Genomic DNA, 22,649 nt, shown 5'->3' with positions numbered 1-22,649 from the left:
GTGCTCCCACTCACTCTGCATCTGATTCGCGTGGCGGCTGCGGCTCTGCTTCGACCTGGGTGCTGGAGAACCGTTGCGTCGGCACGCCTGCCGCCTGCAGCGCGGAGTAGAGGCAGATCATCACGCCTGCGACCGGCATCATCACGTAGAGCGCGCTGCGCGGCAGGCCGGTCCCGGGAAGCGTGGCGTTCTGGGTGTCCGCGGTGAACTGGGCGCCCTGGACGGTGAGGTAGAGCCCGAGCGCCAGGATCGTTGCCAGGACGGCGTAGTGGAGGATCTGGCGCAGGATATCGGGGAGTCGGTCGACGACGAAGCTGATCGCGATGTGTGCACCCTCGCGGAACCCGATCGCGGCGGACAGGAAGCCGATCCAGATCAGCAGGATCCTCGACGTCTCCTCGCTCCAGGTGGGCGTCGTGCCGAACAGCTCGCGCGAGACCACCTGCCACAGCACGACGAAGACCACGCCGACCAGGCAGAGGAGGCCCCACGCCTCGAAGATCGCATCGATGGCGCGCCACGCCTTGCGGAGGTAGGTCATGGTCGACTAGACCCTCGCCTCGGTGCTCGCGTGCACGACGGCTTCGGCCAGCAGTGGGTAACGGTCCGGCCCGGCCAGGCCGAGGTGGTAGAGGTGCAGATCGTCGGTGCCGGCGTCGCGCAGCGCACGCAGGTGCGGCCCGAAGTCATCTACTCCGACCGGGGGCAGGACCGTTACGTACGCGCCCGCCGCCGCTCGCCCGTCGAGCGTCTCGACCAGGCTGCGCATCGAGTCGGTCGACTCCGACCCGGTCGCCCAGCATTGCGCGACGACAGTGTCGACGTCGTCTGGTGCGGATGACGTCAGCCCGGGCAGCGCTCCGGTCGCCCACGGGTCGGGCTGCGCGTGCAGCACCACCTCGACCGGGCGCGCCACCGCCGCTCGAACGGCGTCGATCACGGACCGCCGTAGCGTGTCGGTCGCCCACTGTCGTACGGACAGGACGACGTCGAGGGTCTCGGTGAGGTCGGGGCTCGGTGCTCCGCTGCGTGCCGAGTCGACGGCACCGCGGACCTGCTGTACGACGGGCTCCGGGTCGAGACCGCGAATGCGCCACGCCTCGCGGCACGCAGTGCAGCAGCAGATCGAGAGCAGGCGCAGGATCGACGGCGCGTACGCCCCGGCCGTCTTCTCGTGATGCCCGCCGTGCTCGACGCCGAGCTGGCCGCACGCCTCGAGGACGACCGCGCTGCAGTCGACGTCGCGGACCGCCTCAGCGGCCAGTGTCGCGGCGTACTCGCGAACCTCGGCGGACTGTGGACACAGCGCGTACGGGTAGCGCTCGCCGAAGCAGTTGACGACGGCGATGTCGGGGCACTGCTCGCCCAACCGCGTCGCGTGCGTCAACACGATCCACGCGGCGACCTCGAGTCCCGCGGTCGTGAGGGCCTCGGCCGCGTGGCCGAACGGGTCGGGGTCGTCGACCCAGTCCGCGTTCACCGGAGCCAGCCGTCGACCGCGCCAGGCCTGCGCTCGCACCGGCCGGTACAACGCGGCCGTCCGGGCGCTGACCAGCGTGTGTCGCGGATGGAACGGCGTCGCGGCCCGCGTCGTGTGGTATGCCGACGCGATCGCGACTCGGGTGAGCCCGAGGCGGCGTACTCGATCGATGAACGCAGGGTCGCCCAGCACGTCCCAGGGGTACGCGTAACCGACGGCGCGCATCGTCACGACCGCCGGGCGCGGGGGATCGCGCATCGGGTCGCGGCGGTGTGGTCGGTCGCCTTCATCGGGTCACTCCTGGTGCGGGGTCGGAGGTGCGAGCTCAGGTGGGGGTGGCTCTGGTCACAGAACTTTGGCAGTGCCACGATTCCGGCGCAAGTCCGTTGGCGTATCGTTTGATACTCCCAGAGAATGAGTCGTCTCTGCCCGGCCATCGCCATCGGGAGCCGTGAGGTGCGAGCCTGCAGGTGTCCCGGCGCCGTTGAGGTACGCACCTAATACCTTCGAGGCATAGCTGGATGCCCATTGAGTGTTGGACGCGCATCGCGCCGGCCACCTAGGGTCACCGCCACCGGCCGTCGCGCGGCCAGGTCGCCCCGTACGCACCCAAGACGCGAAGGACGGCTGCAGTTGCCATCGTGGACCCCGAGTGAACTCGCCAGCCAGATCGGCAGCGGACTGCTGTCGTTTCCGGTCACCCACTTCACCGACGACCTCGCGTTCGACGAACCCGCGTACCGCGAGCACCTGGAGTGGCTCTCCGGCTATCCGGTCGCCGCGCTGTTCGCCGCCGGCGGCACCGGCGAGGGCTTCTCGCTCACCGCGGCCGAGGTCGCGCACGTCGTACGGGTCGCCGCATCCGGCGTCGGCGACACGATCCCGGTGATCGGGTCCGCCATGGGTGGCACCCGGCAGGCCGTCGAGCTTGCCGGGCAGGCCGAGGAGGCGGGGGCGGATGGCGTTCTGTTGATGCCGCCGTACCTCGTCGACGCGACCCAGTCCGGCCTGGTCGAGCACATCGGGGCAGTCTGCTCTGCGACATCGCTTGGTGTCGTCGTCTACAACCGCGCGAACGCGATCATCGGTGCAGACGCCCTGTCGGAGGCCTGCGCACGTTACCCGAACCTGGTCGCGTTCAAGGACGGTGTCGGAGACATCGAGCAGCTGGCCAGGATCTATGCGCGACTCGGCGACCGGCTCACGTACGTGGGGGGTCTGCCGACGGCAGAGGTGTTCGCGCTGCCTCTGCTCCAGCTCGGCATGACGACATACTCCTCGGCGATGTTCAACTTCGTCCCCGGGTTCGCGCTGCGCTTCTACGCGGCGGTCCGCCGCGAGGATCGCGCGCAGGTGTACGAGCTGCTCGAGAAGTTCGTCATCCCGTACACGCGGATCCGCGATCGCCGCCGCGGGTACGCGGTCTCGATCGTCAAGGCGGGGATGCGAGTAGTCGGCCGTCCGGCCGGTCCGGTACGACCGCCACTGACCGACCTGTGCGATGAAGAGCGTGACGAGCTCGAGGGGCTCATAGCCCGGATGCCGTCGGAGTGACGGCGAAGCAAGGGCAGGATGATGCCTGGCGCGAATAATTCACTTCCGTTATCAATGGGGTTACGATGACCGCTGAATGGGCACGGTAACCGTGAGGAGCTGGCTCGATGGGTGAGCTGCACGTCTACATGAACGTCACGCTCGACGGCGTGATCCAGGCCAACGGCGGCCCCAACGAGCAGGACGGCGACTTCGAGTACGCCGGGTGGGAACGCCCGTACTGGGACTCGAAGCCCGGCGACGTGCTGAACGCGGATGTGCAGGCATCCGACGCCTTGTTGCTCGGACGGACGACGTACGACATCTTCCGCGCCTACTGGCCGGGCCAGCCGGACGCGATCGGGCAGGCGTTCGACCGGATGCCCAAGTACGTCGCCTCCCGCGGGACGCCGGAGCTGTCGTGGGACACCAGCACCCAGCTCTCGGACGCGGCCGCGCAGGTGCCCGAGCTTCGCGAGCGGCATCGCCTGATCCACACCTGGGGCAGCGGGAACCTGTTGCAGACCCTGTTCCGCGCAGGTCTGGTCGACCAGGTGAACATGTGGGTGTGTCCGGTCGTGATCGGTCAGGGGAAGAAGCTGTTCCCCGAAGGCACGACAGCGAGCCGTTTCGAGCTGGCCGAACCGCCGAACGCGTTCCCGGGAGGCGTACTGCTGTTGCGCTACCGGCGCCTCGAGGGACCTCCGGAGACGGCGAGCACGGCCGAAGGGGTCAATGCTGCGAGTTAGCAGGCAGCTGCTCGCGCAGGATGTCAGCGTGACCGCAGTGCTGGGCGAGTTCGCGCAGCAGATGCAGGTAGACCCACCGCAGGGGAAGTGGCCCGCGGCGGTTGCCGCGGACCAGGTCGTCCAGGTCGAGCTCGGCACTCGCGCGACGAGACGCCGCACATGCGTCGGCGTGCGCTCGGCGTACGCTCTCGATCGTGTCGGTGTCGTCGAGTACGAACGACTCGTCCGGGGTCGCCGGGATGCCGATGTCAGCCCGCGACCGGCAGGTGATCGCCTCGTCGAACCACACCTTCTCGACGAAGGTCGCATGTTTGACCAGGCCAAGCAGGGTCGTGCGTGACGGCACCAGCGAGGTGCGTACCTGCGCCTCGGTGAGCCCGTCGAGGCATTCGTTCAGCGCCGCGCGATGCTCGTCGAGGAACGCGTCGAGCTGGGCGCGGATCGCGCCCCGGAAGAGGGCGGGCTCCATCGTCGGCATCGAGTCCATGCCAGAACGGTAAGGCGTGGGACGGGCGGGTGAGCCGGCAGTGTGCCGTTGACGCCGCGCATCGGTACGTTGTGCGGGTGTTTCGCGAACCCGAGGTGATCCTGTTCAGCGCCGACGTGGAACGGGCGGCGGCGTTCTACCGACGGTTGGGATTCCGAGAGGTGTTCCGCGTACCGCCTGCGGGTACGCCGATCCACGTGGACCTCGAGCTCGACGGCTACCGGATCGGCTTCGCCTCGATCGGATCTGCGCGCCACGACCACGGGCTCGACCCCGTCGTCGGCGGACAACGTGCCACGGTCACACTCTGGACCGATGACGTGGCGGCCGAGTACGAGCGACTCGTCTCCGACGGTGTCAACGGACTGCGCACACCGGGCGAATGGCTCGGCAGGCTGCTGGTGGCGTGGATCCAGGACCCCGACGGTCATCCGATCCAGCTCGTGCAGGACCTCGATCCGGCGTGAGGTGAGCGCCGGCCGCATCTTCTACGATCGCCGTATGACGACGCTGTCCCAGTTTCGTAAGGCCGCACTCGCGCTTCCCGAGACAGAGGAGGGTACGCACTTCGGCATGATCGCGTTCTCCGTACGTGGCAAGGGATTCGCGTCGCTCGATAAGGATGGGTACGTCCAGCTGCAGCTCTCCGACGAGCGCGCCGAGCAGGCGGTGGCCGCGCACCGGACGGGCGAGCGACTGACTCGGACGAGCAAGCCGATCGGCTTCCGCGTACCCCTCGCCGACATCAACGGTAAGGACCTCAATGCGTTGGTCGCCGACGCCTGGCTCACCCGGGCGCCGAAGCGCGTGGTCGCCTCGTACCTGTCGGCCCAGTACTCCCCGGGCGATGGCGATCTGCCGGCGGCGATCGGCAAACCCGCAACGCGTGCGCTCGCCGGTCAGGGGCTCACCACACTCGAGCAGGTGGCGACGTGGACCGAGCGCGATCTCCTTGCCCTGCATGGCCTCGGGCCGAGGGCGATCCGCATCCTCACCGAGGAGCTCCACAACCGCAAAATGTCGCTGGCCGGCTGATGCCCGTCTCGGCCTTCGGCGACCCGCGGCTCGCGGCGTTGTACGACCCGCTCGACCCCGACCGCAGCGACCTCGACGCGTACGCGGCCATTGCCGAAGAGCTGCGCGTACAAACCGTGCTCGACATCGGATGCGGCACGGGTACGTTCGCCTGCATGCTGTCAACACAGGGCCTCGATGTGGTGGCGATCGACCCGGCGGCCGCATCGGTCGACATCGCGCGGGCGAAGCCGTACGCCGACCGCGTTCGCTGGATCGTCGGTGACGCGACGGTGCTGCCTCCGTTGCAGGTCGACCTTGCCACGATGACGGCGAACGTCGCCCAGGTCTTCATCACCGACGCCGACTGGGCCGAGACCCTCGGGCATGTACGAGCGGCGCTCGCGCCCGGAGGACACCTGGTGTTCGAGACCCGAGACCCGGCGCGGCAGGCGTGGCTGGAGTGGAATCCCGTCGATTCGCACATCGCCGTCGACGTCGAAGACGTCGGCCGGGTCGAGAGCTTCCATGACGTCACCGATGTGTCCGGCGAGCTCGTAACGTTTCGGACGACGACCAGATTGGCCGACCAGGGCGAGACCCTGACCTCCGACTCGACGCTGCGTTTCCGCACCCGCGAGCAGATCGAGGAGTCGGTGCGTGCGGCGGGATTCACCGTCGACGACGTACGCGACGCGCCAGACCGGGCAGGGCGCGAACTCGTCTTCGTCGCCCGCAGCTGACCTCGGAGGTCATGTCGGCATTACCTCTCGCGTAATCGACGCACCTGCCTCGCTCACCCGACGATTGTCGGCGTACGAGCAACGCGCGATACCGCGCATGACAGGAGGGGGCCACCATGGCGACCACAACCCACGAACAACCGGCAAGGGAGCGAACCGTCGGCAATGCGCCGATGTACGTCGTCCTCGCCGGAACCCTTGTCACGTTCCTGGACTTCTTCATCGTCAACGTCGCCCTGCCGTCGATCGAGCGCGACCTCGGCGCCACCTCGTCGATGCTGTCGCTGGTGGTGGCGGGATACGCGTTGACCTTCGCGGTCGGGATGATCCCGGGCGGGCGTCTGGGCGACCTGTACGGCCGGCGGCGGATGTTCGCGGTCGGCATCGCGCTGTTCACGGTCACGTCCGCCGCATGCGGGCTCGCGCCCACCGCGGAACTGCTCGTGGTCGCCCGCTTCCTGCAGGGTGCGGCGGGCGCGATCATGACGCCGCAGGTACTCGCGATCCTCGGCACCGTCTACACCGGCTCGCGGCGCGCGAAGGCGTTCGCCGCGTACGGGTTCGCGATGGGGATCGCCGGGGTACTGGGTCAGCTGCTGGGTGGAGCGCTCATCCAGGCGGACATCGGCGGGCTCGGTTGGCGAACCATCTTCTTGATCAACGTCCCGGTCGGACTCGTCACGCTCGCGGCCGTCGGGCGCGTACCCGAGTCGCACGGTACGCGGGCGCGGCTCGACCTGACCGGCGTCGCGCTGGTCACGGCGACGGTGTCGGCAGTCGTGCTGCCGCTTGTCGAAGGCCCCGAGCACGACTGGCCGCTGTGGACCTGGCTCTGCCTCGCCACGTCGCCGATACTGGCCGGGCTGCTCGTCCGACACCTTCGTACGCGTGCCGCGCGGGATGCCTCGCCGCTGGTCGATCCCGGCCTGTTCGCAAACCGGACCTTCACACTGGGCCTCGTCGTCACCCTCGGCTTCACCTTGGTGCCACCGGCGTTCTTCTTCGCACTCGCGTTGTACCTGCAGCAGGGCCGGGGTCTGACCGCGCTGGAGTCCGGCACCGTGTTCGTCGCGGTCGGGGCGGGTTACTTCGGCGCGTTGCTCCTCGCGAACGCGGTCGCCGCTCGGATCGGCAGCCAGGTGCTCGCGCTCGGTGCCGGCGCAGTCGCCGTCGGGTGCGTCCTCCTGGTCGATACTGCGCACTCGCCGGTGCTCGCGACGCTTCCCGGTCTGGCGCTCGTCGGGCTCGGGATCGGGTTCGTCCTCGTGCCGTTGGCGTCGACGGTGCTCGCGGACACCGCGGCCGAGCATGCCGGCGCGGCGTCCGGTGTGCTCTCCACGGTGCAGCAGGTCGGTGGTGCGCTCGGCATCGCCGTCGTGTCGATCACGATGTTCGGCGAGGGTGCCGTCGTCGACGGGTTCACGCTGAGTCTCTGGGTGCTGGCGGGCATCGCCGCCCTGACCGTCGCCTCGAGCCAGGTGTTGGCGCGCCGCTAACCGCGCCGTGAGCATGACGTTTCAGCCCCAGATTCGCGCTGAGCTGGACCGAAACGTCATGCTCAGCGGGGCTGAGTCAGTGCACGGCGGGCGGTCGGGCGTCCTCGAGCATCCGGTCGTCGGTCGCGAGCAGCGAGTGCGCGAGATCGCGTACGAGCTGCTCGAGCTCAGGGTACTCGCGGGGATCGAGCCCGTCGAGGAGATCGACCAGGGCTTCACGCCTTGCCTCGACGAGTGCCGCCATCGTCTGCCGGCCCGCGTCCGTGAGCTCGGCTCGGGCGCCACCGGGATGCTCGACCACCTCGCAGTAGCCGGCGTCGCGGAGGTCCTCGAGGCCGGAGCGTACGAGGTCCGGTTCGGCACCGAGACGGTCCGCCATCTCCTCGATCGGTGTTGCGGGATGGTCGGTGACCCGGAACAGCAGCCAGCAACCCCGTGGCGCGAGCGTGATGCCGGCGCGGTCGGCCAGCCGTTCGTAGATCTCCCTACGCTTCTCGCGGTGTACGAGCACCTCGACCGCCCGCGCCACCTCCTGCAGCGAGGTTCGGTCCTGGGGCATCCCGAAGGTCTCCCCGGGATCGACGGCTCGCACCGTGGACCGCAGTTCGATCTCGGGCAGGAAGATCGCCAGTGCGAATGCGACGAGCGCGACCGGAACCACAGTCAGGAACACGGTGCCCAGGCTGTCGGCGTACACCGAGACGATCACGTCGCGGGCGGCGGCCGGGAGCTGGCCGAGCGCCTCCGGCGAAAGCCCGGACGTCGGCGTACCCTCCGGCAGGGCCTGTGCCCCGCCCGACGACGCCAGGTTGTCGGCGAGCGCGTTGGCGAACACCGTTCCGAACACGGCAGTGCCGAACGAACCACCGATCGAGCGGAAGAATGTTGCCCCCGACGTCGCGACGCCGAGGTCCTCGTACCCGACCGCGCTCTGTACGACGATCACGAGCACCTGCATCACCAGGCCGATGCCGACCCCGAGCACGAACATGTAGAGCGAGCTCTGCGCGACGCCGGTCGACGCGCCCATCGTGGACAGCAGGTACAGGCCGACCGCCATCAGCGCGGTGCCGGCGATCGGGAATACCTTGTAGCGCCCGGACTTCGAGATCAGGAAACCGGAGCCGATCGAGGTCAGCAGCAGGCCGAACATCATCGGCAGCAGCCGCAGGCCGGAATCGGTCGGGTCGACACCCTGCACGATCTGGAGGAACAGCGGCAGGAACGTGAGGGCGCCGAGCATCGCGAAGCCGACGACGAACCCGATCGCGCTCGCGAGCGAGAACGCACGGTTGGAGAACAGCGAGAGCGGGATGACCGGCTCCTTCGCGCGCTGCTCGGCGAACAGGAACGCGATCGCGAGTACGACCCCGAGCACCCCCAGCCCGATGATCTGCCACGACCCCCAGTCGTACGACGTGCCACCGAGGCTCGTGCAGAGGACCAGGCAGGTCGCAGCGGCCGCGACGAGCGCGGTGCCGAGGTAGTCGATGGAGCGTTGCGTACGCTCCCCGGCGCTCGGCAGCACGGCGACCAGCACGACCAGCGCGACGGCGCCGATCGGCACGTTGATGTAGAACACCCAGCGCCAGCTCAGGTTGTCGACGAACAGGCCGCCGAGCAATGGCCCGAGCACGCTGGCGACGCCGAAGGTCGCCCCGAACAGGCCCTGGTACCGCCCGCGGTCGCGCGGGGGGACGACGTCTCCGACGATCGCCTGGGAGCCGACCATCAGGCCGCCTCCGCCGAGTCCCTGCAGCGCCCGGAACAGAATCAGCTCCAGCATGTTCTGGGACAGCCCGGACAACACCGAGCCGATCAGGAAGATCACGATGGCCGTGATGTAGAAGGGCTTGCGGCCGTACAGGTCGCCGAGCTTGCCCCAGAGCGGTGTCGACGCGGTGCTCGCGAGCAGGTACGCGGTGACGACCCACGACAGGTGCTCCGCGCCGCCGAGGTCGGCGACGATCGTCGGCAGCGCAGTCGAGACGATGGTCTGGTCGAGTGCGGCGAGCAGCATGCCGAGGAGGAGCGCGCCCAGGATCGTCCACACCCGGCGGGAGTCGTGCACCGCGTCGTCGGCTGTCTCGACGTTGGCCACGACGACCTCCCGTACCGCCTCGCCCGCGTCACCACGGGTCCGATTCGCAGTCTCGCACGGGTACGTGGCAGCGGCACGCCGAAGCATCGTCGAGCTCGAGGCGTACGGCCCGGCTCAGCCCAGGCGAGCGCGCGGTATCGCGGCGATCCACCGCCTGCCCGGCCACTCAGAGACGGTCCAGAACAGGTCGGTCGACGGCCAGTACGTCAGGTCCTCCGGACCCATGGGCAGGGCGCGCTGATGCTCGACGAGGGCGCCCGGCTCGCCGACACAGATGCTGCCCCTGCCCCATGGCCCGCGCGAGCGGGTCACGTACCAACGTCCGTCGACCACGGTCGCGCCCTGCATGTTGCCGACACCGCCGTCATGGAGGAGCTCGGGGCGTGCGGCTCCGTCCGCGTCTGCGGTCACGGCGCTGGTCGAACCGTCGATCCGAAACTGCACCAATCGCCGCGTCATCGCGCCGCGGCCGTACTCGCCGGTGATCAGTCTCGGCCCCTGCTGTGTGCGGGCGAGTGACGCGAACGAGTAGCGCATCGGTTCCACGCCGTCGTCGTACTCGGCCGCGTACGACGAACAGACCGGCAGTAGGTAGCGGTAGCCGAAGCTGGCAAGGCGGTCGCCGTCGACGCCGATCGCATCGCGGTCGTCGGTCCGCAGCCGGTCGGGTACGCGCAGCAGCTGGTCGAGGCGCGCCGTGAACAGCCCGCGGCGCGTCGCGGCGACGTGCAGATACGGGCCGTGCCAGACGATTCCGCCGGCGTGTACCGGTAGCGGGTCGACCCGCAGTCGCCCGGAGTCGTCCAGCGAAGGCACGACGAGCAGCACATGCCGGTACGCGCGCGAGGCGATATCGAGGACGCTGATCCGACTGCCCTTGCGGACGCCGCGGCGCGCCTTCGCGTACCAGCTCACGGCGAGCACCCGCCGCCCGGCGTATGTCTCGTCGACCGAGGCATCGGCCGACGACGTCACGCCCTGCGGCCACCAACGGCGGTCGAGACAGTCGTGGACGTTCCAACGCATGCTGCTGGACACGGTCGACCCGGGCGCCCGAAACCGCCGGGCACGCCGGTTCAGGTCGCCGAGCATCGCCTCGAGCCCGACCGTGCCCCCGAGCAGATCGCCGAGCGCGGACACGGCGTCGGACGACTCGGCAGTACGCCGCAGCCGTACGCCGGGCACCTCAGTGCTCATGGGGAAACGTTAGCCTCGTCCATGCCACCCCTGGTGGCGCCGTACTTCCTCCGAGCGCCGTCAGGCCCGGATCGCGTCGGCGCAGGTCGCGAGCAGCCGCTTGAGCTCGGTGCGCTCGTGCGCGGACAATGCATCGCGCATCCGGCGTTCGATCCGTACCGCGGTGGCATCGGCAGCGTCGAGCAGGTGCTTGCCGTCCTTGGTCAGCGCCGACTCGCGTACGTTGTGGTTCCAGTCGTTGCGCGACCGCTCGATCAGGCCGCGACCCTCGAAGTGTCTTGAGTACGGCGGCGGCGGCCTGGGGCGTCACGAGGCAGGCGCGCGCCAGGCCGGCACCCGAGATGCCAGGGTTCTCCGCGAGCGCGTACAGCGCGGCGTACTGCGCCACCGTCAGCTCGTGTTCGCGAAGGGCCGACGCCTTCGCCGACATCAGCGTCTGCTCGGCTCGTTTGATGTCGAGTCCGAGCCGATCCTCGGGTCGTAGTCCCATGCCGTGATCCTACGCGAGTCGCTATGTCTTGATCACCATAAAGACATTGATTATGCTCAAGACATGAATAGAACTGCTCTCATCACCGGCGCGACAGGTGGACTCGGTCGCGCACTCGCCCGCCAGTTCGCGGTTTCCGGCTTCGACCTGGTGGTGCATGGGCGCGACGACGCCCGCCTCGAGTCACTCGCCGCAGAGATCACTGCGCTCGGTGCCGACGTACGTACGGTCCGCGCAGATATCACCGAGCCCGAGGACGTCGCAGGCGTGGCGTTCCAGGTGCTCGACGCGCTCGACTCGCTCGACGTGCTGGTCAACAATGCGGCCGTCGGAGGCGGCACGGATCCGACCCGACGGGAGGTCAACTCCGGCGATCACGAGCTGCGCATGGTGGGCAACTACCTTGGGCCCTACCAGTTGAACCGTGCCCTCGCCCCGTTGCTGAGTGCCGCGCCACAAGGGCGGATCATCAACGTCGCGTCGATCGGCCAGGCGCCCATCGACCTCGCCGACATCGGGTTCACCCGCGAGTACGACGGCGTCGAGGCGTACTGCCGTAGCAAACTGGCACTGATCATGGACACGATCGACCTGGCGGACCTGCTCCGGGGCAGCGGAACCACCGTCAACGCCGTCCACCCCGCACACCTGATGGCGACGACGATGGTCAGCGACAGCGGATTCGTGCCCGCAACGACGGTCGAGGACGGGATGCTTCCGGTGCTCCGACTCGCCCTCGACTCATCGCTCGCGACGACGACGGGCCGCTACTTCGACCGCTTCGAGATCGCCGAACCACATCCGCAGGCGCGCGACGCCGGCGTACGCGCCGCACTCGGTCGTCTGGCGCACGCGGCTCTTAGCGAGTCGGTGGCCAGCCGGTCTTAGGCCGCCCGGGTCAGTCGTGGTCGGCACCGGGGTACGGAAGCTTCTCGGTCCAGATCCTGCCCCAGAAGTACGGATGCGCCTCGCGCACCGACACCCATCGGGCCCGCGTGGCGTCACCTTCATCGGGCACTCCGACGACGACGTCGGGCCCGTGCGAGATCAGGCGCTCGAGACAGACCCCGCACGGGCTGAGCACCAGGAATGTCTCCGGGGCCACTCGGCCGACACACACGCTGGCAACGACGCTCAGGTCGCGTTTGAACGCCTCCAGCAGCGACCCGGTCTCCTGGCAGACGTCGACCATCTTGTTGAAGTAGTCGGGCGTGGTGCTGGTGACGACCGAGCCGTCCGCGAGCAGCATTGCGGCCGCGCCGACGTCGGGCTCGTCGGCGGCGAAACGCTGCCGCGTCAGGTCTCGCGCGGCGTCGAGCAGGCTCGACAGCTGTTCGTCTGTGGTGGTATCGGGCATTCGTCAACCCTGTCAGATCGACGGCACGGGCGTACGCAGGTCCCGTCGCTGCGTGGCCGCGTCAGGCGAGCGACGCGAGCACCTCGTTGAACGTCGCCGACGGCCGCATGACGGCCGACGCCTTCACGTCGTCCGGCCGGTAGTAACCACCGACGTCGACGGGCGAGCCCTGCGCGCCGATCAGCTCGGCGGCGATCGTCTGCTCGTTCACGAGCAGGCTCTCGGCGACCGGCTGGAACTTGGCTGCGAGGTCGGTGTCGTCGGTCTGCTTGGCGAGCTCGTCGGCCCAGTACAGCGCGACGTAGAAGTGGCTGCCGCGGTTGTCGATCTCGCCGACCTTGCGGCTCGGCGACTTGTTCTCGTCCAACAGCCGCTCGGTCGCGCGGTCGAGCGCGCCGCCCAGAACTCGGGCGTGGTCGTTGCCGGTCGCCGTCGCGAGGTGCTCGAAGCTGACCGCCAGCGCGAGGAACTCACCGAGGCTGTCCCAGCGCAGATGGTTCTCCTTCTGCAGCTGCTGAACGTGCTTGGGCGCGGAGCCGCCGGCGCCGGTCTCGAAGAGGCCGCCACCGTTGATCAGCGGAACGATCGACAGCATCTTCGCGCTCGTACCGAGCTCGAGGATCGGGAACAGGTCGGTCAGGTAGTCGCGCAGTACGTTGCCTGTGACCGAGATGGTGTCCTCGCCCTTGCGGATGCGCTCGAGTGAGTACGCGGTGGCCTCGACCGGGGACATGATCTCGATCTGCAGGCCGTCGGTGTCGTGCTCCGGGAGGTACTCGTTGACCTTCGCGATCAGGTTCGCGTCGTGCGCCCGCTGTGAGTCGAGCCAGAACACCGCCGGTGTGCTCGACGCCCGGGCACGATTGACCGCGAGCTTGACCCAGTCGCGTACGGGGACGTCCTTGGTCTGGCAGGCGCGCCAGATGTCGCCGGGGGAGACCTCGTGCTCGATCAGCACGGTGCCGGCACTGTCGACGACCTGGGCCTTGCCCGCCTGCTGGATCTCGAACGTCTTGTCGTGGCTGCCGTACTCCTCGGCGGCCTGCGCCATCAGGCCGACGTTCGGGACCGAGCCCATCGTGGTCGGGTCGAACGTGCCGTTGGCGCGGCAGTCGTCGAGGACGGTCTGGTAGACGTCGGCGTAGCTGCCGTCGGGGATCACCGCGAGCGCGTCGCCCTGCCCGCCGTCGGGGCCCCACATCTTGCCCGACGTGCGGATCATCGCCGGCATCGAGGCGTCGACGATCACGTCGCTCGGGACGTGCAGGTTGGTGATGCCGTTGTCGGAGTCGACCATCGCGAGCGCCGGGCCGTCCTGCAACCCCTGGTCGATGGCCGCCTTGACGCCCTCGCGTACGTCGGCGGGCAGCGCGTCGATGCCGCCGAGGATGGAGGCGAGCCCGTCGTTGGCGCTCAGGCCGGCGGCGGCGAGCTGGTCGCCGTACGCCTCGAACACCTTCGGGAAGAACGCCCTGACGACGTGGCCGAAGATGATCGGGTCGGACACCTTCATCATCGTCGCTTTGAGGTGCACCGAGAAGAGCACGCCCTCGGACTTCGCGCGGGCGATCTGCGCCGCCAGGAACTCGTCGAGCGCGGCGGCCCGCAGCACGGTCGCGTCGACGATCTCGCCGGCGAGCACGGGGACGGACTCCTTGAGCACGGTGGTGCTGCCGTCGTCGCCGACCAGTCGGATCGACAGGGTGTCGTCGGCTGCCAGGACGACGGACTTCTCGTTGGAGCGGAAGTCGTCGGCCGGCATGTGCGCGACGTTGGTCTTCGAGTCGGCGCTCCACGCACCCATCGAGTGCGGGTACTTACGGGCGAAGTTCTTGACCGGCGCCGGCGCCCTGCGATCGGAGTTGCCCTGGCGCAGGACGGGGTTGACCGCGCTGCCCTTGACCTTGTCGTAGCGGGCGCGTACGTCGCGCGCCTCGTCGGTCGACGGGTCGTCGGGGTAGTCGGGCAGCGCGTAGCCCTGCGACTGCAGCTCGGCGATCGCGGCCTTGAGCTGGGGGACCGACGCGCTGATGTTCGGCAGCTTGATGATGTTGGCCTCGGGTTGGTTCGCGAGGTCGCCCAGCTCGGCAAGCGCATCGCCGATCCGCTGCTCCTCGGGGAGCAGGTCACCGAACTGCGCGATGATGCGCCCGGCGAGCGAGATATCGCGGGTCTCCACCTCGACACCGGCCGTCGCGGCGTACGCCTCGATGATCGGCAGGAACGAGTACGTTGCCATCAGGGGCGCTTCGTCGGTGTGGGTGTAGATGACCTTGGCCATATCCGGGATCTCTCCTAGAAAGTCGCAGCAGGCGGACGCGGCAGGATGGCGCCGCGTCGGCTATGTCGGAGGCTTCAGCCTAGTCGCCGGGTTCGGGTGCGCTTCGGGCGCGTCCGGGTACGATGCACCCGTTGTGAGCGAGTACCGGGGTCGAGTACGCGTGCGGCCCGCAGTTTCCGCCGAGGCCGCGATCCTGTCGGCCCTCGCCCTCCGTTCGAAGGCCCATTGGGGCTACTCCGCGGAGTTCCTGGCCGCCTGCGCGGATGAGCTGACCTTCAGCCCGCCGCAACTCGCCTCGGGCACCGCGTCCGTTGCCGAGGTCGCGGGTTCCGTTGCGGGGTTCTCGCTGCTCAAGGGTGGCCCACCGGAAGGCGAGCTCGCGGCCCTGTTCGTCGACCCGCCGTACATCGGAGAGGGTGTCGGCCGGAGACTGCTCGAGGACGCGCTGGCGGCGGCGCGGCGACTCGGGTTCCGGCGCGTACGACTCGACTCCGACCCGGGCGCTGAGCCGTTCTACGCACGGTTCGGTGCGAGGCGGGTGGGTGAGTCGCCGAGCGGATCCATTCCGGGCCGGGTGCTGCCACGGATGGAGTTCACGTTGGAGGCTCGATCGCCGACATAGGAAGGCAGCAGATGACCGACTTCACCACCCGGCCCGAGCTCGCGGGTACGTTCGGGATGGCCGCGTCGACCCACTGGCTCTCCAGCCAGACCGCCATGTCCGTGCTCGAGCGCGGTGGCAATGCCTTCGACGCGGTCGTCGCCGGCGGGTTCGTGCTGCAGGTCGTCGAGCCGCACCAGAACGGCCCCGGCGGCGATCTCCCGCTGCTGTTCAGTCGCGTGGGCGACGAGCGGCCGACCGTGCTCTGCGCTCAGGGCCCGGCGCCCGAGGCCGCTACGCCGCAGGCGTACCGCGACCTCGGTCTCGACCTCGTGCCCGGGTCGGGCCAGCTTGCCGCGGTCGTGCCCGGCGCGACTCCGGGCTGGCTGACGTTGCTCCGTGATCACGGCACCTGGGAGCTGTCCGATGTGCTCGCCTACGCGATCGGATACGCGAGCAACGGCTACCCGCTCACCGCCAAGGTCGCCGCGGGAATCGCCCGGGTCGAGCAGCTCTTCGCCGACGAGTGGACGACGTCGGCCACGGTGTATCTCCGGGGTGGCAGGGCTCCGCATGCGGGCGCGTTGTTCACCAACCCCGCGCTCGCCGGCACCTATGAGCGGCTCGTACGCGCGGCGGTCGGCTCCACTCGCGAGAGCCGGATCGCCAGCGCGCTGACCGCGTGGTCGGACGGCTTCGTCGCCGAGGCGGTCGATGCGTGGGCGCGGACGGCCTGGCTCGACTCGACGGGTACGAAGCACTCGGGACTCATCACCGGTGCCGACCTCGCACGATGGCGGCCGGCGTACGAGGCGCCGGTCGGTATCGAGTTCGGCTCTCACACCGTCTACAAGACCGGCCCGTGGGGCCAGGGTCCGGTGCTGCTCCAGCAGCTCGCTCTGCTCGACGGTCTCGACATCCGCCCCGGCACTCCGGACTTCGTCCACGCGGTCGTCGAGGCGGCCAAGCTCGCCTTCGCCGATCGTGAGGCGTGGTACGGCGACGTGGCCGACGTGCCGCTCGACGCGCTGTTGTCGCCGGCGTACAACGACGGCCGCAGGGGCCTCATCGGTGACGAAGCGTCCCTCGACCTGCGTCCCGGAGCTCCGGGCGGTCGGATTCCGGTGCTTCCCGAGATCATCGATCGCGACACCTCCGTACGCCCACCGGTCGATGCGACGACGGGCGAGCCGATCGCCGCCGACGGCGGTTCGGGCCGGGGCGACACGGTGCACCTCGACGTCGTCGACCGCTGGGGAACGATGATCTCGGCGACGCCGAGTGGCGGCTGGTTGCATGCGAGCCCGGTGATCCCCGACCTCGGCTTCGGGCTCGGCACCCGGTTGCAGATGGCGTGGCTCGAGGAAGGGCTGCCCAACTCCCTTGCCCCGGGCAAGCGGCCGCGTACGACCCTCTCGCCGACGATGGTCTCGCGCGACTGCGAGGCCGTGCTCGCGTACGGCTCTCCCGGAGGCGACCAGCAGGACCAGTGGCAGCTCGTGTTCCTGCTCAACCACCTGCTCGGCGGCATGAACCTGCAGGAGGCGATCGACGCCCCGATGTTCCACACGACGCATTTCCCGGGGTCGTTCTACCCGCGCGACGCATACCCGGGGCAGGTCGTCGCGGAGGAGCGGTTGGGCGCCGAGGTCGTTGCGGAGCTCGAGTCGCGCGGTCACCGGATGAGCGTTGCCGGCGCCTGGGAGCTCGGCCGACTGTCGGCCGTCGCACGCGATCCGCGCACCGGGCAGGTACGCGCGGCGGCGAACCCACGGGGGATGCAGGGCTATGCCGTCGGCAGATGAGCCGCAGGTAGCTGGGTCATGAGCCCGATCGAGATGCTCCTCGTGCTCGTCGCCGGTGTCGGCGCGGGGACGATCAACACGGTCGTCGGGTCGGGCACACTGATCACCTTCCCCACCCTCGTCGCGGTCGGCGTGCCCCCGGTCTCGGCGACGATGAGCAACGCTCTCGGGCTGATCCCCGGAGGCGTCTCCGGCTCGCTCGGCTACCGGCGCGAGCTGGTCGGGCAGGGTCGTCGGCTGGCGCGGCTCGTACCGATGTCCATGGCCGGTGCGCTCGTCGGCGCGTTCCTGCTGCTGCACCTGCCGGAGGAGGCGTTCGAGGCGATCGTGCCGACGCTGATCGTCGTTGCGCTCGTGCTCGTCCTCATCCAGCCGCTCGTGCAGCGCAGCCTGCGTCGCCGCCGCGGCGATGCACCACCGGCCGACGACGGTGCGGCACCAGGCATCGGGCGCCGCATCGCCATCTCGGCGGTGGTCTTCGGGTGTGCGGTATACGGCGGCTACTTCGCCGCCGCGCAGGGCATCCTGCTGATGGGTCTCCTCGGGCTACTGGTCTCCGATCCGATGCAGCGCCTGAACGGGTTCAAGAACGTCCTGGTCCTCACGGTGAACTCGGTTGCGGCGACGACGTACCTGATCGTCGGATGGTCCAGCATCCACTGGGACGCCGTCGCGCTCATCGCCGTGGGATCGATGACCGGCGGGTACGTCGGCGCGCGCATCGGTCGACGGCTGCATCCCGTCGCGTTGCGGGCCTGCATCGTCGCCCTCGGCGTGATCGCGATCTGGCGGATGGCCGTGACCTGACGGGCCGATGAGTTCGGCACCCGGCCGTCGTCGTACCCGTAGGCGGCGGGCCGGCCGTCGTCGCGAGCTCACCGGAGGCGACCATGCCGAGGATCAGAAACTGTCTGTGGTTCGACGACAACGGCGAAGCGGCGGCACGCTTCTACACCGATGTCTTCCCGAACTCCACGATCACCGAGATCACCCACTACGGGTCGGCCGGACCGATGCCTGCGGGCTCGGTGATGACCGTCTTGTTCGAGCTCGACGGCACACCCTTCATGGTGCTCAACGGCGGCGAGGCGGGCTTCAGGTTCGACGAGTCGATCTCGTTCGTGGTCGACTGCGCCGACCAGGACGAGGTCGACCACTACTGGGACGCGCTCGGCGCGGACGGTCAGCCCGGCCCGTGCGGTTGGGTCAAGGACAGGTACGGCGTTTCGTGGCAGATCGTCCCGACGCGCCTCGACGAGCTGGTCGGCGACCCCGACCCCGAGCGGGGCCAGCGGGCGATGGCCGCGATGCTCACGATGGGCAAGATCGACATCGCCGAGCTGGAGCGCGCGGCCGACGCGGGCTGACCGCTACTGGTAGCTGACGAAGTCCGGTCTCGGCGTGATCCGGTACGTCTGCTGCGGGGTCAGCATCGGGTGGTCCTCGTCGATGAAGTTCTTCCAGCCCCATCGGACACCCTTCGGCGCGCCCTCGTGGAGCGCCTTCCAGGTACCCCGCTTGGCCGGCTGCGTCCCCTGCCCGTCGGCGTGGATCAGCACCGTGACCGCGTCGCGGTCGGTACGTACGGACCGGCGGTCGGCGATCATGGAGGTACGGAACTGGTGCAGTACGACCAGCTTCTCCGGCAGCTCCTCGCGGCGGGTGAGCTCCGCCAGCCAGCCGATCGTCGCGTCGACCTCCTTGCCGTGGACGGAGCCGATCTGCTCGAGATGGCGCTCGCGCGGGCCGAGGCGCCATTCGGGGTCGAGTGCGAGACCGACGTTGGGGTACCGCAGCAACGCCTCGAAGCGCTTGGCCTGGGTCAGGAAGTCGGTACGCCCCGGCTGCAGGTCGAGCACGACGTACACCCCTTCCTTCGCCGCCCGCTCGATCCACGGCCGGAGGGTCGACGGCGAGATCTCGGAGGAGAAGTCGCCATCGGCGCCGGCGCTCGTCGACGCGACCGACGCGATCAGCTCGAACGTCGGTACGACGTCGTCGTCGGTCAGCGGCTCGTACCGTTTCGCCAGCCCTTTGACCCGCTCGATCGCCTGGCCGAGTGGCTGCTCGCCGAGCGCGCCGAGCGACGACGTACCGGGTACTCCGTACAGTGCGACCATCCGGCGTCCGTCGAGTACGCCCTCGCCGTCTTCGGGGAGGTTCGGCGCGGTACGCGTACGCGACGGGTCGGTCGTCGAGCGCTCGGTCGGTGCCTCGCTCGACTCCTCGGGCTCGGTGGTTTGCTCGTCGGGTTGCGGCTCCGCCGTCCCGTTTCCATGGTCCGTCTCGCCGCCCGCTTCGGCCTGTGGAGCCGCCTTCTGCGGCGAGCGCTCGGTCTCCGGTGTGAGCGTCCGAGAAGCGGACGGCGCAGGAGTGTGCTCGGCGCCGGTGTCGTCGTCGGATGAGCACGAGGCAAGCAGTGCGGTGGCCAACAGGGCGCAGGGAAGTACGGCGAACCGCCGGGGGAAGGGGGGTCATCGCGACGACCCTAACTGGCGACGACCGACGAGGGATGCCCACCCTGCTGTGAGAATGGCTGCGTGCATATCGCCGTCACCATGGTCGTGCTGGTCACCTGCGTCGTCGCGGTCAGCGCGTTGGCGCGGCGTGTCGGCTTCTCGGCCCCACTCGTGCTCGTCGTCGCGGGGTTCGTGGGTTCGTACCTGCCGTTCATCCCCGACGTCGCGCTCACGCCCGACCTCGTCCTGATCGGGTTGCTGCCCCCGCTGCTGTACGCGGCGGCGATCCGTACGTCGCTGATCGACTTCCGACGCAACAAGCGACCGATCGGTCTGCTGTCGGTCGGGCTGGTCGTGTTCACGACGCTCGGCGTCGGGTTGACCGTCTGGTGGCTGCTGCCGGTTCCGCTCGCCGCGGCGCTGGCGCTCGGCGCGGTGGTCGCGCCGCCGGATGCGGTCGCCGCGACCTCGATCGCCCGCAAGGCCGGCATGCCGCGTCGCATCGTCACCATTCTCGAGGGCGAGAGCCTGGTCAACGACGCGACCGCACTCGTCACCCTGCGTACGGCGGTCGCGGCGATGGGGGCAGGGGGCGTGACGGTCTGGTCGGTCGGCCTGGACTTCCTGGTGTCCGCCGTTGGCGCGGCCGCGATCGGTGTGGTCGTCGCGGTCGTCATCGGCTGGGTACGCAAGCGGGTCACCGACACGCTCACGGATGTCTCGATCTCGATCCTCACGCCATGGATCGCGTACATCCCGGCGGAGGAGATCCACTCCTCGGGTGTGCTCGCGGTCGTGGTCGCGGGCCTGCTGCTCGGCCACCGGTCGCCGGTGATCCAGTCCGCGTCGTCGAGGGTGTTCGAGCGCACCATCTGGGCGACGATCGGGTTCCTGCTGGAGAACACCGTCTTCTTGTTGATCGGCCTCCAGGTGCGTACGGTCATCGCCGACCTGGGCGACAGCGATCTCGCGATGTCGACGATCGTCTGGAGCTGTGTCGCCGCCCTCGTGGCCGCGATCGTGCTGCGCTTCTGCTGGGTGTTCCCCGCGACGTACCTTCCCCGGCTGATTCCGGCTGTGCGTCGCACGGACCCGAGCCCGCCGTGGCAGTTCACGACGATCGTCGCGTGGGCCGGCATGCGCGGCGTCGTGACGCTCGCGGCGGTCTTCCTGCTACCCGAGGACACCCCGCATCGGGAGGTGTTCGTCGCGATCGCGTTCTTCGTCACCGCCGGTACGTTGTTGATCCAGGGGCTGACGCTGCCGTCGTTGGTGCGGCGCCTCGACCTCCCCGCGCCGGATCCGCAGGAGGACCACCTGCAGGAGGCGACCGTCTACCAGCGCGCAGCCCGGGCGGGTCTGCAGCGGCTCGACGAAGAGCTCACCGGCGACGAGCCGCAGGAGGTCGTCGACCGGCTTCGTCAGCGGTCTCTCGATCGCGCCAACGCGGTGTGGGAGCGTCTCGGGGGATCGAGCGATCCGCCGTCCGTGCAGTACGCGAAGTTGCGAGAGATAATGCTCGAGTCGGAGCGAGGGGAGGTCCTGCGCATCCGGCGCAACGGTCACATGGACCAGACGGTGTTGCGCCACGTACTCGATGCGCTCGATGTCGAGGAGACGATCCTCGACCGCTCCGCGGAAGACACGACGGCCGAACGCGAGGTGGAACTGGTGCCATCAGGCAACCGAGGAAAATGCGAGGACCTGCGTACGTACGTCGACGCTCCGCGCCCGCGCACGCCGGAGGGTTGCGAGCAGTGCCTCAAGGAAGGCATGAGCTGGGTGCATCTGCGCGAGTGCATGGTGTGTGGCTACATCGGCTGCTGCGACTCCTCGCCGGGCACGCACGCGACGAAGCACTGGGAGGAGTCCGAGCACCCGGTGATGCGCAGCTTCGAGCCGGGCGAGGCGTGGCGCTGGTGCTTCCCTCACCACGTCACCGGGTGAACCTCAGGCGAGGCGCCGATCTCGATCAGCCGATGAGCTCGTCGATCTGAGCGGCCATCTCGACGTCCTTGGCGGTGATGCCGCCCTCGGAGTGGGTAGTGAGCGCGAACGTCACGGTCGTCCACCGGATGTCGATATCGGGGTGGTGCTGAACCGCTTCGGCGCGTTCGGCGACCGCGTCGACCAGCTGGATCGCCTTCGGGAACGAGGACGCCTGTACCGAGCGCACCAGCTTGCCCTCGCGTACCTCCCAGTGCGGGTGCTCGGCCATCGCGTTGTGGAGCTGCTCGCTGCTCAGGATGTCGCTCATGTCTCGACCGTACCGGCTCCCACCCGTCGTCGGCTACGCGTTCTCGCGCGCGAACGTACGCGCGCCAACGACGGCGAGTACGCCGGCGAGGGCCAGTGTCACCGCGGATCCGATTCTTGGTCCGTCTCGGTCGGTTCGATCCAGCCGTCACGGGCGAGGGTCTTGAGCGCGCCGTAGATGGAGCCCTGCCGGATGTTCAGCCAGTCTCGGCTCGCCACGACAGCAGTTCGCGGCGAACGTGGTAGCCGTGGATGGGCTGCATCGTGCGGACGAGCGCGAGAACCATAAGCCGGGTTGAAGGAACAGCCATGAGGGAAGGGTACGCGGGCGTGCCGGCCAGCCCGCCGTTTCGGGTGGGCTGGCCGGTGATGCCGTCGTCCAGGTGCGCAGTGATGGCGGGGATTCGGTGTGGCCGAGCTTCGCGATGACCTGGCGGTCTCGCTGCTTCGTGACTCGGGTGTGGTCGTCGATGCGTGTGCCGGTCTGTCGGTGGAAGGTGTGCCCGCCGTGTCCGTCGGGTTTGATCGTCAGCTTGCGCTGGTGCACGAGGTGGTGGCAGCGTCCGCAGATTCCGACCAGAATCCGCGTGCGCGTGGAGA

The 22,649-nt window shown here is 69.1% G+C and carries 23 protein-coding genes and 1 pseudogene; 13 read left to right on the top strand and 11 right to left on the bottom strand.

Annotated features, from left to right (window positions below; all coding sequences use genetic code 11):
- Nucleotides 1-10: 10 nt before the first annotated feature.
- Nucleotides 11-541 carry a TRAP transporter small permease gene (locus L0C25_RS03925; protein ID WP_271635100.1) on the bottom strand — a complete coding sequence of 177 codons (531 nt, stop codon included), beginning with the start codon at nt 539-541 and terminating at the stop codon, nt 11-13.
- Nucleotides 542-547: 6 nt separating this feature from the next.
- Nucleotides 548-1,738: a hypothetical protein gene (locus L0C25_RS03920; protein ID WP_271635099.1), complete on the bottom strand. Its 1,191-nt coding sequence runs from the start codon at nt 1,736-1,738 to the stop codon at nt 548-550.
- A 375-nt stretch (nt 1,739-2,113) separates the two neighbouring features.
- Between L0C25_RS03920 and kdgD the strand changes: the two genes are divergently transcribed.
- Together kdgD and L0C25_RS03910 are read left to right on the top strand one after the other, a co-directional pair.
- On the top strand, nt 2,114-3,034 hold the full coding sequence (gene kdgD / locus L0C25_RS03915) for a 5-dehydro-4-deoxyglucarate dehydratase (protein WP_271635098.1): 921 nt from the start codon (nt 2,114-2,116) through the stop codon (nt 3,032-3,034).
- A 107-nt stretch (nt 3,035-3,141) separates the two neighbouring features.
- Complete coding sequence (locus tag L0C25_RS03910; protein ID WP_271635097.1) at nt 3,142-3,762, top strand: dihydrofolate reductase family protein; 621 nt, start codon at nt 3,142-3,144, stop codon at nt 3,760-3,762.
- Here L0C25_RS03910 and L0C25_RS03905 read toward each other — a convergent pair.
- Nucleotides 3,746-4,249, bottom strand: a complete 504-nt coding sequence (locus L0C25_RS03905; protein ID WP_271635095.1) for a DinB family protein — start codon at nt 4,247-4,249, stop codon at nt 3,746-3,748. The two genes, L0C25_RS03910 and L0C25_RS03905, sit on opposite strands and share 17 nt — an antisense overlap.
- Nucleotides 4,250-4,326: 77 nt before the next feature.
- On the opposite strand from L0C25_RS03905, the gene L0C25_RS03900 reads away from it, so the two are divergent.
- The 4 genes from L0C25_RS03900 (at nt 4,327) to L0C25_RS03885 (ending at nt 7,502) form a co-directional block, all read left to right on the top strand.
- Nucleotides 4,327-4,716 carry a VOC family protein gene (locus L0C25_RS03900; protein ID WP_271635094.1) on the top strand — a complete coding sequence of 130 codons (390 nt, stop codon included), beginning with the start codon at nt 4,327-4,329 and terminating at the stop codon, nt 4,714-4,716.
- Between the two features lie 34 nt (nt 4,717-4,750).
- Entirely contained in the window at nt 4,751-5,284 is a 534-nt protein-coding gene (locus L0C25_RS03895; protein ID WP_271635092.1) for an MmcQ/YjbR family DNA-binding protein, read from the top strand.
- Nucleotides 5,284-6,006, top strand: coding sequence for a class I SAM-dependent methyltransferase (locus L0C25_RS03890; RefSeq protein WP_271635091.1), 723 nt, complete (start codon nt 5,284-5,286; stop codon nt 6,004-6,006). Before L0C25_RS03895 ends, L0C25_RS03890 begins: the two co-directional genes overlap by 1 nt.
- Nucleotides 6,007-6,122: 116 nt before the next feature.
- A complete protein-coding gene (locus tag L0C25_RS03885; protein WP_271635090.1) occupies nt 6,123-7,502 on the top strand; it encodes an MFS transporter in 1,380 nt (459 codons plus the stop codon).
- A 76-nt stretch (nt 7,503-7,578) separates the two neighbouring features.
- Here L0C25_RS03885 and L0C25_RS03880 read toward each other — a convergent pair whose 3' ends face one another.
- Nucleotides 7,579-9,603 (bottom strand): MFS transporter, encoded by a 2,025-nt coding sequence (locus L0C25_RS03880; RefSeq protein ID WP_271635089.1) that lies wholly within the window; start codon nt 9,601-9,603, stop codon nt 7,579-7,581.
- Between the two features lie 114 nt (nt 9,604-9,717).
- Entirely contained in the window at nt 9,718-10,800 is a 1,083-nt protein-coding gene (locus tag L0C25_RS03875; RefSeq protein WP_271635088.1) for a hypothetical protein, read from the bottom strand.
- Between the two features lie 21 nt (nt 10,801-10,821).
- Here L0C25_RS03875 and L0C25_RS03870 point away from each other — a divergent pair, with 21 nt between their 5' ends.
- On the top strand, nt 10,822-11,082 hold the full coding sequence (locus L0C25_RS03870; protein WP_271635087.1) for a hypothetical protein: 261 nt from the start codon (nt 10,822-10,824) through the stop codon (nt 11,080-11,082).
- Between the two features lie 46 nt (nt 11,083-11,128).
- Here L0C25_RS03870 and L0C25_RS24120 read toward each other — a convergent pair.
- A pseudogene (locus L0C25_RS24120) lies at nt 11,129-11,230 on the bottom strand (hypothetical protein); the annotation flags it as partial.
- Between the two features lie 123 nt (nt 11,231-11,353).
- Between L0C25_RS24120 and L0C25_RS03865 the strand changes: the two are divergent.
- The gene (locus tag L0C25_RS03865; RefSeq protein WP_271635086.1) at nt 11,354-12,178 is read left to right on the top strand and encodes an SDR family NAD(P)-dependent oxidoreductase; all 825 of its coding nucleotides are present in this window, start codon (nt 11,354-11,356) and stop codon (nt 12,176-12,178) included.
- A gap of 10 nt (nt 12,179-12,188) precedes the next feature.
- Here the strand turns inward: L0C25_RS03865 and L0C25_RS03860 are convergent, their stop codons facing one another.
- Together L0C25_RS03860 and L0C25_RS03855 are read right to left on the bottom strand one after the other, a co-directional pair.
- On the bottom strand, nt 12,189-12,647 hold the full coding sequence (locus tag L0C25_RS03860; protein WP_271635085.1) for a cytidine/deoxycytidylate deaminase family protein: 459 nt from the start codon (nt 12,645-12,647) through the stop codon (nt 12,189-12,191).
- 61 nt (nt 12,648-12,708) lie between these two features.
- Nucleotides 12,709-14,928, bottom strand: a complete 2,220-nt coding sequence (locus tag L0C25_RS03855) for an NADP-dependent isocitrate dehydrogenase (RefSeq protein WP_271635084.1) — start codon at nt 14,926-14,928, stop codon at nt 12,709-12,711.
- Nucleotides 14,929-15,061: 133 nt separating this feature from the next.
- Here L0C25_RS03855 and L0C25_RS03850 point away from each other — a divergent pair, with 133 nt between their 5' ends.
- The 4 genes from L0C25_RS03850 (at nt 15,062) to L0C25_RS03835 (ending at nt 18,701) form a co-directional block, all read left to right on the top strand.
- Complete coding sequence (locus tag L0C25_RS03850; RefSeq protein WP_271635083.1) at nt 15,062-15,550, top strand: GNAT family N-acetyltransferase; 489 nt, start codon at nt 15,062-15,064, stop codon at nt 15,548-15,550.
- A gap of 11 nt (nt 15,551-15,561) precedes the next feature.
- Nucleotides 15,562-17,334, top strand: coding sequence for a gamma-glutamyltransferase family protein (locus tag L0C25_RS03845; protein ID WP_271635082.1), 1,773 nt, complete (start codon nt 15,562-15,564; stop codon nt 17,332-17,334).
- An 18-nt stretch (nt 17,335-17,352) separates the two neighbouring features.
- Nucleotides 17,353-18,141: a sulfite exporter TauE/SafE family protein gene (locus L0C25_RS03840; RefSeq protein ID WP_271635080.1), complete on the top strand. Its 789-nt coding sequence runs from the start codon at nt 17,353-17,355 to the stop codon at nt 18,139-18,141.
- A gap of 83 nt (nt 18,142-18,224) precedes the next feature.
- Entirely contained in the window at nt 18,225-18,701 is a 477-nt protein-coding gene (locus tag L0C25_RS03835; protein WP_271635078.1) for a VOC family protein, read from the top strand.
- 3 nt (nt 18,702-18,704) lie between these two features.
- Here the strand turns inward: L0C25_RS03835 and L0C25_RS03830 are convergent, their stop codons facing one another.
- Entirely contained in the window at nt 18,705-19,766 is a 1,062-nt protein-coding gene (locus L0C25_RS03830; RefSeq protein ID WP_271635077.1) for a hypothetical protein, read from the bottom strand.
- Nucleotides 19,767-19,874: 108 nt separating this feature from the next.
- Here L0C25_RS03830 and L0C25_RS03825 point away from each other — a divergent pair, with 108 nt between their 5' ends.
- The gene (locus L0C25_RS03825; RefSeq protein WP_271635076.1) at nt 19,875-21,740 is read left to right on the top strand and encodes a Na+/H+ antiporter; all 1,866 of its coding nucleotides are present in this window, start codon (nt 19,875-19,877) and stop codon (nt 21,738-21,740) included.
- 25 nt (nt 21,741-21,765) lie between these two features.
- Here L0C25_RS03825 and L0C25_RS03820 read toward each other — a convergent pair whose 3' ends face one another.
- Nucleotides 21,766-22,050 (bottom strand): 4a-hydroxytetrahydrobiopterin dehydratase, encoded by a 285-nt coding sequence (locus L0C25_RS03820; RefSeq protein ID WP_271635075.1) that lies wholly within the window; start codon nt 22,048-22,050, stop codon nt 21,766-21,768.
- A 98-nt stretch (nt 22,051-22,148) separates the two neighbouring features.
- Nucleotides 22,149-22,268, bottom strand: coding sequence for a helix-turn-helix transcriptional regulator (locus tag L0C25_RS03815; RefSeq protein WP_271635074.1), 120 nt, complete (start codon nt 22,266-22,268; stop codon nt 22,149-22,151).
- Nucleotides 22,269-22,649: the final 381 nt, after the last annotated feature.

Source organism: Solicola gregarius (genome assembly GCF_025790165.1).
Classification (GTDB): domain Bacteria; phylum Actinomycetota; class Actinomycetes; order Propionibacteriales; family Nocardioidaceae; genus Solicola; species Solicola gregarius.
The sequence above is the reverse complement of the archived record's forward strand: the minus strand, read 5'-3'. Positions and strand labels throughout refer to the sequence as shown.

Excerpts from the sequence above, each read along its gene's own strand:
- L0C25_RS03870 (WP_271635087.1), top strand. The coding sequence starts at position 10,822 with ATGCCACCCCTGGTGGCGCCGTACTTCCTCCGAGCGCCGTCAGGCCCG.
- L0C25_RS03910 (WP_271635097.1), top strand. The coding sequence starts at position 3,142 with ATGGGTGAGCTGCACGTCTACATGAACGTCACGCTCGACGGCGTGATC.
- L0C25_RS03895 (WP_271635092.1), top strand. The coding sequence starts at position 4,751 with ATGACGACGCTGTCCCAGTTTCGTAAGGCCGCACTCGCGCTTCCCGAG.
- L0C25_RS03890 (WP_271635091.1), top strand. The coding sequence starts at position 5,284 with ATGCCCGTCTCGGCCTTCGGCGACCCGCGGCTCGCGGCGTTGTACGAC.
- L0C25_RS03925 (WP_271635100.1), bottom strand. The coding sequence starts at position 541 with ATGACCTACCTCCGCAAGGCGTGGCGCGCCATCGATGCGATCTTCGAG.
- L0C25_RS03865 (WP_271635086.1), top strand. The coding sequence starts at position 11,354 with ATGAATAGAACTGCTCTCATCACCGGCGCGACAGGTGGACTCGGTCGC.
- L0C25_RS03875 (WP_271635088.1), bottom strand. The coding sequence starts at position 10,800 with ATGAGCACTGAGGTGCCCGGCGTACGGCTGCGGCGTACTGCCGAGTCG.
- L0C25_RS03820 (WP_271635075.1), bottom strand. The coding sequence starts at position 22,050 with ATGAGCGACATCCTGAGCAGCGAGCAGCTCCACAACGCGATGGCCGAG.
- L0C25_RS03840 (WP_271635080.1), top strand. The coding sequence starts at position 17,353 with ATGAGCCCGATCGAGATGCTCCTCGTGCTCGTCGCCGGTGTCGGCGCG.
- L0C25_RS03885 (WP_271635090.1), top strand. The coding sequence starts at position 6,123 with ATGGCGACCACAACCCACGAACAACCGGCAAGGGAGCGAACCGTCGGC.
- L0C25_RS03855 (WP_271635084.1), bottom strand. The coding sequence starts at position 14,928 with ATGGCCAAGGTCATCTACACCCACACCGACGAAGCGCCCCTGATGGCA.
- L0C25_RS03905 (WP_271635095.1), bottom strand. The coding sequence starts at position 4,249 with ATGGACTCGATGCCGACGATGGAGCCCGCCCTCTTCCGGGGCGCGATC.
- L0C25_RS03835 (WP_271635078.1), top strand. The coding sequence starts at position 18,225 with ATGCCGAGGATCAGAAACTGTCTGTGGTTCGACGACAACGGCGAAGCG.
- L0C25_RS03920 (WP_271635099.1), bottom strand. The coding sequence starts at position 1,738 with ATGCGCGATCCCCCGCGCCCGGCGGTCGTGACGATGCGCGCCGTCGGT.
- L0C25_RS03845 (WP_271635082.1), top strand. The coding sequence starts at position 15,562 with ATGACCGACTTCACCACCCGGCCCGAGCTCGCGGGTACGTTCGGGATG.
- L0C25_RS03860 (WP_271635085.1), bottom strand. The coding sequence starts at position 12,647 with ATGCCCGATACCACCACAGACGAACAGCTGTCGAGCCTGCTCGACGCC.